Origin of the sequence: Flavobacterium sp. MFBS3-15 (assembly GCF_026107645.2) — a bacterium.
Classification (GTDB): Bacteria; Bacteroidota; Bacteroidia; order Flavobacteriales; family Flavobacteriaceae; genus Flavobacterium.
In genome coordinates, this window is record NZ_JAPCHV010000015.1 from 25,620 (window position 1) to 39,076 (window position 13,457).

General features: G+C 46.7%; 14 protein-coding genes. 3 read left to right on the plus strand and 11 right to left on the minus strand.

Annotated elements, in window-relative coordinates:
- Window positions 1–2 precede the first annotated feature (2 nt).
- On the plus strand, window positions 3–230 hold the full coding sequence (locus OGH69_RS13375; protein ID WP_265174988.1) for a hypothetical protein: 228 nt from the start codon (window positions 3–5) through the stop codon (window positions 228–230).
- A gap of 63 nt (window positions 231–293) precedes the next feature.
- Here OGH69_RS13375 and OGH69_RS13380 read toward each other — a convergent pair whose 3' ends face one another.
- The 5 genes from OGH69_RS13380 to OGH69_RS13400 all read right to left on the minus strand — a co-directional run bounded on the left by OGH69_RS13380 (window position 294) and on the right by OGH69_RS13400 (window position 3,971).
- Window positions 294–1,028 (minus strand): hypothetical protein, encoded by a 735-nt coding sequence (locus OGH69_RS13380; RefSeq protein WP_265174989.1) that lies wholly within the window; start codon window positions 1,026–1,028, stop codon window positions 294–296.
- A 129-nt stretch (window positions 1,029–1,157) separates the two neighbouring features.
- The gene (locus OGH69_RS13385; protein WP_265174990.1) at window positions 1,158–1,550 is read right to left on the minus strand and encodes a DUF5071 domain-containing protein; all 393 of its coding nucleotides are present in this window, start codon (window positions 1,548–1,550) and stop codon (window positions 1,158–1,160) included.
- 41 nt (window positions 1,551–1,591) lie between these two features.
- Window positions 1,592–3,136, minus strand: a complete 1,545-nt coding sequence (locus OGH69_RS13390; RefSeq protein ID WP_265174991.1) for a glycine--tRNA ligase — start codon at window positions 3,134–3,136, stop codon at window positions 1,592–1,594.
- A 95-nt stretch (window positions 3,137–3,231) separates the two neighbouring features.
- Complete coding sequence (locus tag OGH69_RS13395; RefSeq protein WP_265174992.1) at window positions 3,232–3,822, minus strand: hypothetical protein; 591 nt, start codon at window positions 3,820–3,822, stop codon at window positions 3,232–3,234.
- Window positions 3,798–3,971, minus strand: a complete 174-nt coding sequence (locus OGH69_RS13400) for a hypothetical protein (protein WP_265174993.1) — start codon at window positions 3,969–3,971, stop codon at window positions 3,798–3,800. Before OGH69_RS13400 ends, OGH69_RS13395 begins: the two co-directional genes overlap by 25 nt.
- A gap of 122 nt (window positions 3,972–4,093) precedes the next feature.
- On the opposite strand from OGH69_RS13400, the gene OGH69_RS13405 reads away from it, so the two are divergent.
- Window positions 4,094–4,774 (plus strand): ComF family protein, encoded by a 681-nt coding sequence (locus tag OGH69_RS13405; protein WP_265174994.1) that lies wholly within the window; start codon window positions 4,094–4,096, stop codon window positions 4,772–4,774.
- Between the two features lie 69 nt (window positions 4,775–4,843).
- A complete protein-coding gene (locus OGH69_RS13410; RefSeq protein WP_265174995.1) occupies window positions 4,844–6,475 on the plus strand; it encodes an Ig-like domain-containing domain in 1,632 nt (543 codons plus the stop codon).
- On the opposite strand, the gene OGH69_RS13415 is transcribed toward OGH69_RS13410, so the two are convergent.
- The 6 genes from OGH69_RS13415 to OGH69_RS13440 form a co-directional block, all read right to left on the minus strand.
- Entirely contained in the window at window positions 6,459–7,223 is a 765-nt protein-coding gene (locus tag OGH69_RS13415) for an amidohydrolase (protein WP_265174996.1), read from the minus strand. The two genes, OGH69_RS13410 and OGH69_RS13415, sit on opposite strands and share 17 nt — an antisense overlap.
- Before the next feature lie 62 nt (window positions 7,224–7,285).
- Entirely contained in the window at window positions 7,286–7,798 is a 513-nt protein-coding gene (locus OGH69_RS13420) for a hypothetical protein (RefSeq protein ID WP_265174997.1), read from the minus strand.
- 57 nt (window positions 7,799–7,855) lie between these two features.
- Complete coding sequence (locus tag OGH69_RS13425) at window positions 7,856–9,271, minus strand: glycoside hydrolase family 30 protein (RefSeq protein WP_265174998.1); 1,416 nt, start codon at window positions 9,269–9,271, stop codon at window positions 7,856–7,858.
- 276 nt (window positions 9,272–9,547) lie between these two features.
- Complete coding sequence (locus OGH69_RS13430; RefSeq protein ID WP_265174999.1) at window positions 9,548–10,309, minus strand: succinate dehydrogenase/fumarate reductase iron-sulfur subunit; 762 nt, start codon at window positions 10,307–10,309, stop codon at window positions 9,548–9,550.
- Between the two features lie 11 nt (window positions 10,310–10,320).
- Complete coding sequence (locus OGH69_RS13435) at window positions 10,321–12,327, minus strand: fumarate reductase/succinate dehydrogenase flavoprotein subunit (protein WP_265175000.1); 2,007 nt, start codon at window positions 12,325–12,327, stop codon at window positions 10,321–10,323.
- A gap of 15 nt (window positions 12,328–12,342) precedes the next feature.
- Entirely contained in the window at window positions 12,343–13,203 is an 861-nt protein-coding gene (locus tag OGH69_RS13440) for a succinate dehydrogenase cytochrome b subunit (RefSeq protein ID WP_265175001.1), read from the minus strand.
- Between the last annotated feature and the right edge of the window lie 254 nt (window positions 13,204–13,457).

Here is a 13,457-nt window from a genome sequence, read left to right on the forward strand (position 1 = left end):
CTATGAAATATACGCGTATTAAAGATCTGATGACAATAATCTTACTCAACTTTGTTTTTATATGCCCTGCTTTGGCACAAACCGGATTCGATGAGGACGTGGAAGATGTGCCCGACGAAGTTGAAGAACCGGAGGCCCCGATAAACAGCTACACAGGCCTGCTCCTTGTTGCAGGATGCACCATGGGCTATGTCCTGTTGAGGCGGGATGCAAAAAAAATAGAAGCATAGATCAAAAAAAAATGGGGCCGAATCGTACGATTCGGCCCTATGTTTTTTGGTTCTTTACAGCAATTAATCCCTGTATGTGTATGTAGCGGCATAAATATAAGTACCATCTTCACCGGTCTCGGTAAATGTAGCCGTTACAGGATAGTTTTCAGCATATACATAGTCGGCAACTACCTGTTTTACCACTTCGTTAGCCTCATTTTTAATAACCACTTTCTTAGGGTTGTTTACAGGAAGCAGCATCTTGGCCTTAATAAGCTCTTCTGCCTGTGGCGTAGCGCTGAAGTTAAGGTCTACATCGGCAAGTACATCGATGATGCCTGCTGCCTCAAGCGTAGCGTAGAATGGGTTCGGCTTTTGGTCGTAGGTAACGGTCGCCGTGTACTCGGCAATGATCATGCCGTCCCAGTCCCTTTCAAAAAGGCGTATTTCTACCGGATTGCCGTTGCTGTCATAATCCAGCACTTCGCCAAACTCATAGCCATCATATGGATCTACCATAAGATCGCTTACAGCAAGCACATTGTCGTCGCCGCTTATGTTGGCAAGATCTCCGTTTTGGTAAGCAAAAATACTGGTGTCCTCACCGTCAGAAGCGCTGGTTACCCTTCCGTTGGCATCATAGGTTACAGTAAGGTGCTCGTCATCCATGTCATCGTCTGCCCCCATAAGGGTAACGTGCGTGATGTACTTTTTGTCGCTGTCGCCAGGGCCGTTAGTGCTGTCTGAATCGTCGCTGCAGCTTGTAAAGGCAAGCATTGAAGCCACGGCAAGCATAGATAAGAATTTGTTTTTCATTGATTAAATTAGTTATTGTTTTGCTGGCGCTAATTAATGACAATATTTTGACACAAAAAAGGATTTTTACGCAATGTTTTTATGAAATTTTGCAGGGATTTTTAGTAGGATTTTGGTTCAAAAGATCTATTAAACATTTTTGCTATTCAATTGATCAATTATTTCTAAAGCTGTTTCGTGTAATCCTTCAACAATTTCTATTTCAGTAGGATTTTTGGCTATACGATGAATTTCTGACATTACACTTCCACCAGAAAACGAACCAGAAGCATTAATCATCAGTAAAACCCAATATTTCCATATAACATCATTACTTGTCAATATATTCATGAGCTCAATTTCAATTTCATTGAGATAATGCATAAAATATTCTGAAATATTATATGCAACGGGCCAATTTCCATCCTGCAACCATTCGAGCAAATATGGAATTTCTTCTTTTATTTCTTCAATTTTGTATTGCTTAAGATTGTCAGTTGCTTCAAAATCAAATTTATGCTTCGGAATGATTTGGGTTTTCATATTAATGCTAAAAAAACGCCCCCTTACGGAGGCGTTGTATATTACTTCATCTTCATCAGCCAGTTCCTTACCGAAACCTCTTCGTTGATGATGCTTCTCAATTCTGATATCTTTACCCTGTCCTGTGCCATGGTATCGCGGTGGCGTATGGTCACGGTTTGGTCTTCCAGGGTCTGGTGGTCTACCGTGATGCAGAAAGGCGTACCCAACGCATCCTGTCTCCTGTACCTCCTTCCAACAGCATCCTTCTCATCGTATGCTACATTGAAGTCCCACTTCAGGTCTTCGATGATCTCCCTTGCCACTTCCGGAAGTCCGTCTTTTTTTACCAATGGAAGTACGGCGGCTTTGGTCGGTGCCAGTACGGCCGGAAGGCTCAATACCGTACGTGTAGAGCCGTCTTCCAATGTTTCTTCTTTCAGGGCTGTTGAGAATACCGCCAGGAACATCCTGTCAAGGCCGACAGACGTTTCCACTACATACGGTACGTAGTTCTCGTTAAGTTCGTTGTCAAAATACTGCAACTTCTTACCTGAATGCTGCTCATGCGCCTTGAGGTCGAAGTCAGTACGCGAGTGGATACCTTCCAGCTCCTTGAAGCCGAACGGGAAATTGAACTCGATATCGGCAGCGGCATTGGCATAGTGCGCCAGCTTTTCATGGTCGTGGAAGCGGTAGTTTTCCTTACCAAGACCCAATGACAAGTGCCATTTCAGCCTGGTTTCCTTCCAGTACTCATAGTATTTCATCTCCTCGCCGGGGCGGACGAAAAACTGCATTTCCATTTGTTCGAATTCGCGCATACGGAAGATGAACTGCCTTGCCACAATCTCGTTACGAAAAGCCTTACCTGTTTGTGCGATACCGAAGGGCACTTTCATGCGGCCGGTCTTCTGCACATTCAGGAAGTTCACGAAAATACCCTGCGCCGTTTCCGGGCGAAGGTACAGGTCCATCGCGTTGGCAGCCTCTGCGCCCAGCTTGGTACCAAACATCAGGTTGAACTGCCTTACTTCCGTCCAGTTTTTAGAGCCGGTTTCCGGGTCGGCAATTTCCAGCTCCTCAATAAGGGCTTTTACATCGGCCAGGTTTTCGCTGCCCAATGATGCTGCCATGCGCTCCAGTATCTGGCGCTGTTTGGCTTTATATTCTACCACACGGGCATTAGTGGTAACGAACTCCTCCTCATTGAAGGCCTCGCCATAGCGTGCGCGTGCTTTTTCTATTTCCTTTTGGGCCTTCTGGTTCAGCTTCTCGGCATAGTCCTCGATAAGCACATCGGCCCTGTATCGTTTTTTGGAATCCTTATTGTCGATGAGCGGGTCGTTGAACGCATCCACGTGCCCCGAAGCCTTCCATGTGGTAGGGTGCATGAATATCGCGGCATCAATGCCCACGATGTTTTCATGCATCTGTACCATCGATTTCCACCAGTATTCCCTGATGTTTTTCTTTAATTCTGCCCCGTTCTGGCCGTAGTCATATACAGCGCTTAACCCGTCGTATATCTCGCTGGACTGGAAAATAAACCCATACTCCTTTGCGTGCGAGATAACATTCTTAAATTGATCGTCTTGTTTTGCCATAGTGGTGCAAAAATAGGAAAGTACCGTTTAAATATGTTGAAAAATTAAAAGATTTAAGGCTAAAAATATGCTTTTGGATGAAGTGGCAGGACAAGTCAATTTTCAACCCGCTGAAGCGGTAAAAAATATCCCTTAATACAGTTGATATCCCTTACACAGATTTGGATATGGTCTTTTTCTAAAAATCCGGCGTTTGGATAAAATTCTTTACCTTCCCAAAATACGCCTCTTGAGGTTGAAAAGGGTAACTGTCCTGCCTGTTCCAGAATTTCATGGAGGGTTTCTATAACTGCACAATCAAGTTCCCTGCGTAACAGGTCTGTTTTATTGCCTTTATTCTGTGGCATGGGTGTGTTCGCCATTTCAAAACGGTCTTTCAGAAACTCATAGCCTCGTTTGACTAATGCCAAATTTTTATAGTCCAGCAAATCCAGACAATATCCCAAATCTATTATCGCGCCAATAACTGCCGGATTTTTAATGTCACTGTTGGGGCGTTTGCTAAGTTCTTCCGCCCACGATAACGCCCTGCTTGGACTGTTATCCCAAAAATAAACCCCATAACCAAGCCAGTCATAGGGATTGTTTTTTGGTATCAGATCCTGTTTACCTTTCAGTACAGCATCGACAACCGATTGATCGGTACCGTGAAAGCCTAATATCAAACCTGTCCTTGAGGTATACATAGATCCTTAAAGTTCTCTTCCAATTCTCCGTTTTGTTTTACAATACCGGCTTTGCGCAAAAATTCCCTCGAACTTTTGCCGTCAATTAAATTCTCTTTCTCAAACTTATCAATCAGATTGATTAGTTCATCTACTTTCCTGTCTTCCATGATAATCTCATTAGCCGTAATTGCAATGTCGCAATTATTACACCAAAAATACTACAAAAAACAATTGGAATCACTTCTGTATCAGTCATTGAAAAAAACTATATTTACCCAAATCAAAATACATGCTTCGTGCCCTCTTCAACCTCCTCTTCCCTAAAACCTGCAACGGCTGCGACGGCCTTTTGCTGGAAAGCGAGGACGTAGTATGCACTGCCTGCCGCCACGACATGCCCTTTACCCTGCACCACCTGAACCCGGAGAATGAGGCGTACAAAAAGTTCTATGGCAGGCTGCCGGTGGAGCACGTTTCGGCATTTGTCTATTTCCATAAAGAAGGCATTGTACAGCAGATGATCCATAACCTGAAATATCGAAAACAGCAGGAAGTAGCACGTTTTTTAGGCGAATGGTATGTACATGACCTGAAAACTTTGGAGACATTACAATCGGTCACCGACATCATTCCCGTACCCATGCACCCGAAGAAACTGCGGCAGCGGGGCTACAACCAGGTCACTCAATTCGGCAAGGCGCTGGCAACCGGTTTAGGCAAGAACTACAACGAAGGCATTTTGGTAAAGACCGTGCATACCAAAACACAAACGAAGAAAAACCTTGCGGCAAGGGCTGCAATAGCCACGGCATTTGGGGTAAATTATACGGAAGCCGACCACAACAAACACTTTTTGCTCATCGACGACGTTATAACCACGGGTTCAACCCTGGAGGCCTGCGGAAGGGAACTGCTGAAGGTACCCGGAGCACGGGTAAGCATCGTAACAATGGCCTACGCGCATTCATAAAGATTTTCCAAAAAAACATTTTAATTACACTGAATATAATCGTTATTTTGTGCAGTCAAAGAATACAACATGCTGAAAAGTAGATTTTTCCTCTATATATTCCTTATTTCGATAGCGTTAACCGGATGCGCCAAGCGGGGCAGCATCACCGGCGGGCCAAAAGACACCATCCCTCCCATATTGGTGGGCAGTTCCCCACGCAACATGAGCACCGAATTTAAGGGTAAAGAAATACGCATTGACTTCAATGAATACATTAAGGTGAAGGACATCAACAAGCAGCTCATCATTTCGCCGCCGATGAAGTACCAGCCCGAGATCATCCCCATGGGCAGCGCCAGCAAATTCATCAGCATTAAGATAAAAGATACCCTGCAGGAAAATACCACCTACAGCTTTAACTTTGGGCAGAGCATTACCGACAACAACGAGGGCAACCCCTATTCGCAATTCAAGTTCATTTTTTCAACAGGCCCTTATATCGACTCGCTTTCCCTCAGGGGAAGCATTAAAGATGCTTTTTCCCGTGAGACGGACAATTTCGTCACCGTGATGCTGTATGAGGCCAACGAGACTTTCAACGACTCGACCATCTACAAGGAAAAGCCCAGGTATGTGACCAACACGCTCGACAGCATGGTGAACTTTTCGCTGGAAAACCTCAAAGAAGGGAAATACCACCTCATTGCGCTAAAAGACAAAAACAACAACTACAAATTCGATCCAAAAGCCGACAAGATCGCTTTCCTGAACGAAACGGTTAATGTTCCCGACAGCGTTATCACCGGCTACCAGCTGGAGCTTTTCAAAGAGGTTCCGGTATTTAAACCGGTCAAGCCATCTCAGGTATCAGCCAACAGGCTTTACGCGGGCTACGAGGGCGACCCGAAAGAGATGAAGGTAAGCGTACGCAACGCCGCTAGTACCGAAGAAATAGCTTCGGTACTGACCAAAGTGCGCGATAAGGATTCCCTGAACGTGTGGCTTCCGCGCGGCCTTGTTACTGACTCGCTGAAAGTACAGGTGAGCCACCGCGACTCGATAAAGAATTTTACGGTAAAGTTCAAGGAGATGAAGACAGCCGATTCACTCAGTGTGGAGGCTGTACAGCGTGGAGGGCTCCATTTCAGGGAGAAGTTCATGATAAGGCCTTCTACGCCATTGGTCACAATAGACAGCACCAAAATAAACCTTGTCAATAAAGATTCGGTGGCGGTACGCTTTACCTATGCCTATGATGCCTTCAAACAGGAAATGGAGTTTGATTTTCCGAAAGAAGAAAGCGAAAAATATACCTTCCGGCTTTATCCCGGTGCGCTTACCGATTTTTACGGAAACACCAATGACACCCTGAAGTTTAACCTGTCGACCAGGACATACGGCGAGTATGGCAATTTGAGGCTGCGCCTGGAAAATGTCAATCGCTTCCCGCTGATACTGCAGCTTACCAATAATAAGGGCGAAGTAAAAGCTTCTTACTATTCCGAAGGGGAAACACAAATCAACTTTGATGCTATATTGCCCGACAAATACCAAGTACGGGTTATCTATGATGACAATAAGAACCGCGAGTGGGATACCGGCAGCTATCTCGAAAAACGCCAGCCGGAGGAAGTCATCTGGTACAAAAACGGCACCGATGACCTTATTGACGTACGGGAAAACTGGGACGTAGAGCAGCCCATCAATCTTGGAGGGTAAAGCGGTCGCGGTCGTTCAGGAAACCGAAACGCTTACGCGTTTCCAACATTTTTTCACGGTCCAATTCCACCGAAAAAGCGCCTTCATTGCCCAAAGCATCAGCAACCATTGCCCCAAGGCAGTCCAGCACCTGCGAATGCCCCGGATACGGATGGCCGTTGGCATCTTCTCCTATGCGGTTCACACCGGCGACATAACACATATTTTCAATGGCGCGGGCTTTCAATAAAGTGTCCCAGGCAAAAATGCGTGGCGATGGCCAGTTGGCAACGTACAGCAGCAGGTCGTATTCCTCAACATTGCGGGCGAATACAGGGAAGCGCAGGTCGTAGCATACCTGTGGGCATATCTTCCAGCCTTTGTATTCCACGATCAGTTTTTCAGTTCCGGCGGTATAGGCCTTCTCCTCGCCTGCTAATGAAAACAGGTGCCTCTTATTATACGTTTTGATCTCCCCATCCGGAAACACAAACAGCAGGCGGTTGTAATAGTTGCCATTCTCTTCAATGACAAGGCTGCCGGTTATGGCGCTGTCTTTTGCAGCGGCTATCTCCTTCATCCAGGCAACGGTAGCGCCCCCCATGGTTTCAGCCGCAGCCTCAGGTTTCATGGTAAAGCCTGTCGCAAACATCTCCGGCAGGATAATGAGGTCGGTTGCCCCAATGCCGTTGATGAGCTTTTCGAAGTTGGCACGGTTGGCCTGCGGGTCTTCCCAGGTCAGGGCGGTTTGTATGAGGGAGATTTTCATTGTTTTGCCATAACTGAATTTAACATAAGTGCCACAACTTAGCCTTACATGCAACTTGTAAATTATTGCCCTTTGCTGTACCCTGCATTTTTAATGATTGAAATTGCTAATAGTTCTTTATTTAAAATAGATGCATACCAAATTCCTTTGCCATAATTACTTTTACCAACATAAGTGTCGGGAAATTTAAAACTTAATAAACTTGATGTCCTGCTTTTTAAACGTGCTATCTTTTGATTTAGCTCATTCGCATTTGTGTAGACCAAAAGCTCAATTTTTGACTCATCTATTTTGATCATTTTAATGTCTAATTCATTTATAATCCTGTCCGCATCTTTTTTACACAACCTTTCGATTTCTTCTTTTAAATACAGGGTTGCTTGTTCCGTAAGGCGTACTTTACCAGGCTGCGGAGAGGCCAAAATATATTCTTCGGGAAGATCTTTAGAGCAAACATATCCTATTTGCTGTGCTATAAGTTGATTATTGGTTTCTTTTAATTGCTGAAAGCTTCCTCTCTTATCATATACAGGATATTCATTAAAGGTCGTCCAGATTACATGGAATAATTGCATTTTATTTATTGAAATGATTTAAACTTTTCCCTGTAAAGTTTCTGACTTCAACGGGGCTTACTCCATCACCAGCGTCCCCACCATTCCGGCTTTTAGGGTTACGGTGGCTTTTTTGTTTCCGGCGCTTACATCGACTGTTTTTTCTTCTTTGGAGGTATTCTGCAACAGCACCGCGATCTTGCCATCAGGCGTCTTGTAGGCCACATTAGGCAATCCCTCAGCAGTATTCGAGTCCACCCTAACCGAACCCGGCCTGATGAACTTCGACGATTGCGCAATGATGTAATAAGCAGGCTCACGGGTTACCTTATTGCCCGATATGGTTACAGCGCCAAGGCAGCGGTCACAGCCACCCCTGTCGGTATGCGGGTCTTGTTTTTCGTCGGCGGCAAGGTTCCATTCCAGTACGGTTTTGCACCAGTTGCGTGGCGCGCCTATGCTCAGGTTCTCGATATGCCAGTTGAGTTCTTTGGCAAAATCACCCGGAGCGCCCACCCACTGCTCAGTGAAGTACAGGTTCTTGTCAGGGTGTGCGTCGTGTACTTTTGATATGGCATCAACTGTACCGCCATACAGGTGGAACGCTGAGCCGTCTATGTATTTCGCGGCTTCCTTGTCGTCCAGGATAGAAATCGGATAGTCAGGCCTGTCGGCATTATGGTCATAAAGGATGATCTTAGTCTTGATGCTGTTCTTTTTGAAAGCCGGCCCCAGGTGGTCACGCACAAATACTTTTTGGTCTGCGGCCTCCATTAATAAGCTGGGGTTGTTGCCCGGGTGGAGCGGCTCATTCTGTACCGTAATAGCATCTATGGTAATGCCGTTCTTCTTCATTTCCTGTACATACTTTACCAGATATTTGGCATATGCCGGATAATACTCGGGCTTCAGGCTTCCCCCGCGGGTATCGCCGTTGGTTTTCATCCACACCGGCGGCGACCATGGCGAGCCCAGTATCTTTATCTTGGGGTTGATCTTCAGTATTTCCTGCAACACAGGGATAAGATATTTTTTGTCATAACCGAGATCGAATTTCCTCATATCGACATCCGTCTGGCCTTTCGGGAGGTCATTGTAGGAGAACAGCAGTTCATCAAGGTCGGATGCACCGATGCTCACACGGATGTAGCTCATCCCGATGCTCTTGTCGCCGGTGCCATAAATCTCTTTCAAAAGGTCGGCGCGCGATGCTGCAACCATTTTGCTCAACAGCATGGCACTGCCGCCTGTCAGCGTACAGCCAAAGCCATCCATCTCCTGGTATTTTACGTTAGGGTTAACGGTAAGCTTGATGTGGTTGGAGGAAGTAGTGGTAGATACCGGCTGTTTTTCCAACAGCATCGATTTGTCAGGCATAGTCGCCCACAGCCCCGCACCCGGTGACTTTTTATTTGCGGCAGAACCGCAGCCCGTTAATAATCCCGCTATCATTAATGCCGACAATCCAGTCGCTATGTGTTTTGTTTTGAGCATGGTAGAAATTTAGTATGTTTGATGTTTTCGGAAATCCAAATTACGACATTTTTTCTTTGCCACCAATTTGTGCAGCTATGCCACAAAGAAGCACTGAGCAGACACAGAGTTTCACGGAGAAATTTTAAGTTTGCGCTTTTTGCCTGGTTCACAGAGAAGGTTTATGAGCGCTCCGAAGGTGCCTTCTGAAGAAAACAGTATAACTTTGTGGTGTTAAAACCAAAAAGGCATCCCGAAAGATGCCTTATGCCTTATATATCTGGATGATGTAATTTCTTATTTAACGCTGGCGAAAAGGTACTCCCTGTTCATCCTTGCGATGTTCTCAAGTGAAATTCCTTTAGGGCACTCCACCTGGCATGCGCCGGTGTTGGTACAGTTACCGAACCCTTCTTCATCCATCTGCCTTACCATGTTAAGTACCCTCTGGGTAGCCTCAACCTTACCTTGCGGAAGCAATGCATACTGCGATACCTTGGCACCTACGAAAAGCATGGCCGATCCGTTCTTGCAGCTCGCCACACACGCTCCGCAACCGATGCACGCCGCAGCCTCGAACGCCCTGTCGGCATCGTGCTTAGGCACCGGGGTAGCGTTGGCATCAATGGTACGCCCGGAAGTATTTACCGATACGAAACCACCAGCCTGTTGTATCCTGTCGAATGCGCTGCGGTCTACCACAAGGTCTTTTATAACCGGGAAGGCCTTAGACCTCCATGGTTCCACATAAATCGTGTCGCCATCCTTGAATGAACGCATGTGCAGCTGGCACGTAGTGATCGCAGTATCCGGCCCGTGTGCACGCCCGTTGATGTACAGCGAGCACATCCCGCAGATACCTTCGCGGCAGTCGTGGTCGAATGCCACAGGCTCCTGGCGGTTGTTCACCAGCTGTTCGTTCAACTGGTCGAGCATCTCAAGGAAAGAGCTGTCTGTTGACACATTGTCAAGCTTGTATGTTTCTATTTTACCTTTGGTTTTGGCATCCTTCTGGCGCCATATTTTCAGGTTGATGTTTATATTTTTATTAGAAGCCATCTCTGTGTATTTTATTTGTAGTTCCTTGCGGCAATCTTAATGTATTCATAGTTCAGCACCTCTTTGTGGAGTCTTTCGGCATTGATGTCGCTTCCGCCATATTCCCATGCACCCACAAAGTTGAAGTTTTCGTCATCACGAAGCGTTTCGCCTTCCGCATCCTGGTACTCCTCACGGAAGTGACCGCCTGCCGACTCCCTACGCTGTAGCGCGTCCATTGCCATAAGCTGTCCCAGTTCCATGAAGTCGGCCACACGAAGCGCCTTTTCCAGTTCAGGATTAAGCTCGTTGGCACTGCCCGGCACATATACATCGCGGTAGAATTCTTCCCTAAGCTCAGCGATTTCGCGAACAGCTTCGGTAAGTCCTATTTCGTTACGTGCCATACCTACTTTGTTCCACATGATGTGGCCTAATTTTTTATGGAAATGGTCAACCGTCTTCGAGCCCTTATTGTTCAGGAATTTCTCTATCGAGCTCCTTACGCTGTTTTCAGCCTCTTCAAATTCAGCAGTATCAGTTGGTATCTTGCCTGTACGGATGTCCGCGGCAAGGTAATCAGAAACCGTGTATGGCAATACGAAATAACCGTCCGCAAGGCCCTGCATCAGTGCCGATGCCCCAAGGCGGTTCGCACCGTGGTCGGAGAAGTTGGCCTCACCTGCCACAAAGCAGCCTTCTATGGTGCTTTGCAGGTTGTAGTCTACCCAAACGCCACCCATGGTATAGTGTACCGCAGGGTATATCTTCATTGGGGTTTCATACGGGTTCTCGTCGGTGATCTTTTGGTACATCTGGAAAAGGTTGCCGTATTTTTCTTCAACCCAGGCCTTGCCCAGTTTAATTACTTCATCCTCAGACGGGTTGTGGTTACCGGAAGCATACGCCGCCTGTTTGCCTTTGCTGATGATTTCCGAAGAGAAATCAAGGTAAACACCCTCTTTAGTATCGTTATTCTCAATACCGAAACCGGCATCACAACGCTCTTTTGCGGCTCTCGATGCCACGTCGCGCGGCACGAGGTTACCAAAGGCAGGGTACCTTCTTTCCAGGAAGTAATCCCTGTCTTCTTCTTTTATCTGTGTAGGCTTCAGCCTTCCTTCGCGGATGGCCTCAGCATCTTCTTTCTTTTTAGGGACCCAGATACGGCCTGAGTTACGAAGCGACTCCGACATCAGCGTCAGTTTCGACTGGTTGGTGCCGTGTACCGGGATACAGGTAGGGTGGATCTGCACGAAGCACGGGTTGGCAAAGTAAGCACCCTTTTTGTGGATCTTCCAGGCGGCAGTAACGTTCGAGCCCATCGCATTGGTCGAAAGGAAGTATACGTTTCCGTAGCCTCCCGAAGCGATGATTACCGCGTGTGCCGAATGCCTCTCCAGTTCGCCGGTAATGAGGTTACGGGCGATGATGCCGCGTGCCTTGCCTCCTACTTTTACGATGTCAAGCATTTCGTGGCGGTTGTACATCTGTACGTTGCCCTGCCCTATCTGCCTTGACAATGCCGAGTAGGCACCCAAAAGCAGCTGCTGCCCGGTTTGTCCGGCGGCATAGAACGTACGCTGTACCTGTGTACCACCAAAAGATCGGTTGTCCAGCATACCGCCGTAATCGCGTGCGAATGGAACACCCTGCGCCACACACTGGTCGATGATGTTGCCTGAAACCTCTGCAAGGCGGTGTACGTTCGCTTCACGCGCACGGTAGTCGCCCCCTTTTATCGTATCATAAAAAAGCCTGTAGATACTGTCGCCGTCGTTCTGGTAGTTCTTCGCAGCGTTGATACCACCCTGTGCGGCAATGGAGTGCGCACGGCGTGGCGAATCCTGGAAGCAGAACGCCTTTACGTTGTAGCCCATTTCACCAAGCGATGCGGCAGCCGAAGCGCCTGCAAGGCCGGTTCCCACCACGATGATGTCGATCTTCGGCCTGTTGTTTGGCGCAACAAGCTTAAGGTGGTCTTTATATTTTGTCCATTTCTGGGAAATTTCCCCGGCAGGTATTTTAGAATCTAACATAATTACTGATGTTGATTATTTTAGTAAGAAGTGAATGTAAAGCGGGATGGCGGCAAACAGCGCCGGCACGATGATGGCGAACGCATAGCCGAAGCCTTTGATGCCCTTATTGTATTTCGGGTTGTTGGCGCCCAGCGACTGGAACGCGCTGCCGAAGCCGTGGTACAGGTGGAACCCAAGCACAATCATCGAGAATACATATAGCAGTGTGGCGATAAGGCCGTATTCTTTATGCTTGAAGAAATCCACCGTGATCTTGTGAAGGTCTTTGGTGCCTTTGAAAACTTCCTCGCCTTTTTCGTCTACAATCGTGGTTACATGCACCTGCTTAAGGTTGTACTGCTTTAAAAGCGCAGGATCCAGCGTGCCATCTTCCCTAACCGGGACCATTGGGGTAGGCGAACCCAGTACGCCAACAGCTACCTTTTGCGTGCCGCCCATGTTGGTGACCTCCTTGCTGGCAAGCGGCATGTTCTCGTCAAAGTGCATCCTTGCCCAGAAGTTTACCATGTGCGTTACGATGAAAATAAGGATTACTGTTCCTAAAACCGCCATGTTCCTCGAAGCCCACATTGAGTTTTTCGAAGGCTTGTTCATGGCATATTTTACCGGCCTTGCCTTTTGGTTCTGTACCGTAAGCACGATACCGTCGATGGCGTGGAAAATGATCGAGGCGTAAGTGAGGTACGACAGGATTTTTACGGCGGGGTTGGTGGTCATGAATACAGCGTAATCATTGAATGCCTTTGCGTCGGCAAAAATGAGCTGTAAGTTACCGATTAAGTGCCCGACCAGGAACAGGCAGAGAAATAAACCTGTTAAAGCCATCCAGTATTTTTTTGCGATGGACGACTTCAAAAATGCAGATTTTGCCATAGTGTTTGTTTAAAAAAGGTAAAGTTTTGAAAAATCAAACAAATTTACGGCAGAAACTCAAAAGCTACAACCTTTTCGGGCTAATTTATAATGAATATAAAGTGGGAAATATTTAAGGTTTATTCCCTTTAAAATTATATTCTGTATTTTTTTACGGTTAAATACTTAAAATAATTCAAAGTTTTTTAAGTATTGGGATTTCATTTGGTTTGTGGGCGGGTTTTGAAAACCGATCATGTTGAATTTTTGTGGTG

What these genes read in the sequence shown, in the direction of transcription:
- OGH69_RS13425 (WP_265174998.1), bottom strand. Translation starts at nt 9,271, where the DNA reads ATGCTCAAAACAAAACACATAGCGACTGGATTGTCGGCATTAATGATA.
- OGH69_RS13400 (WP_265174993.1), bottom strand. Translation starts at nt 3,971, where the DNA reads ATGGAAGACAGGAAAGTAGATGAACTAATCAATCTGATTGATAAGTTT.
- OGH69_RS13390 (WP_265174991.1), bottom strand. Translation starts at nt 3,136, where the DNA reads ATGGCAAAACAAGACGATCAATTTAAGAATGTTATCTCGCACGCAAAG.
- OGH69_RS13385 (WP_265174990.1), bottom strand. Translation starts at nt 1,550, where the DNA reads ATGAAAACCCAAATCATTCCGAAGCATAAATTTGATTTTGAAGCAACT.
- OGH69_RS13440 (WP_265175001.1), bottom strand. Translation starts at nt 13,203, where the DNA reads ATGGCAAAATCTGCATTTTTGAAGTCGTCCATCGCAAAAAAATACTGG.
- OGH69_RS13405 (WP_265174994.1), top strand. Translation starts at nt 4,094, where the DNA reads ATGCTTCGTGCCCTCTTCAACCTCCTCTTCCCTAAAACCTGCAACGGC.
- OGH69_RS13430 (WP_265174999.1), bottom strand. Translation starts at nt 10,309, where the DNA reads ATGGCTTCTAATAAAAATATAAACATCAACCTGAAAATATGGCGCCAG.
- OGH69_RS13435 (WP_265175000.1), bottom strand. Translation starts at nt 12,327, where the DNA reads ATGTTAGATTCTAAAATACCTGCCGGGGAAATTTCCCAGAAATGGACA.
- OGH69_RS13395 (WP_265174992.1), bottom strand. Translation starts at nt 3,822, where the DNA reads ATGTATACCTCAAGGACAGGTTTGATATTAGGCTTTCACGGTACCGAT.
- OGH69_RS13420 (WP_265174997.1), bottom strand. Translation starts at nt 7,798, where the DNA reads ATGCAATTATTCCATGTAATCTGGACGACCTTTAATGAATATCCTGTA.
- OGH69_RS13375 (WP_265174988.1), top strand. Translation starts at nt 3, where the DNA reads ATGAAATATACGCGTATTAAAGATCTGATGACAATAATCTTACTCAAC.
- OGH69_RS13410 (WP_265174995.1), top strand. Translation starts at nt 4,844, where the DNA reads ATGCTGAAAAGTAGATTTTTCCTCTATATATTCCTTATTTCGATAGCG.
- OGH69_RS13415 (WP_265174996.1), bottom strand. Translation starts at nt 7,223, where the DNA reads ATGAAAATCTCCCTCATACAAACCGCCCTGACCTGGGAAGACCCGCAG.
- OGH69_RS13380 (WP_265174989.1), bottom strand. Translation starts at nt 1,028, where the DNA reads ATGAAAAACAAATTCTTATCTATGCTTGCCGTGGCTTCAATGCTTGCC.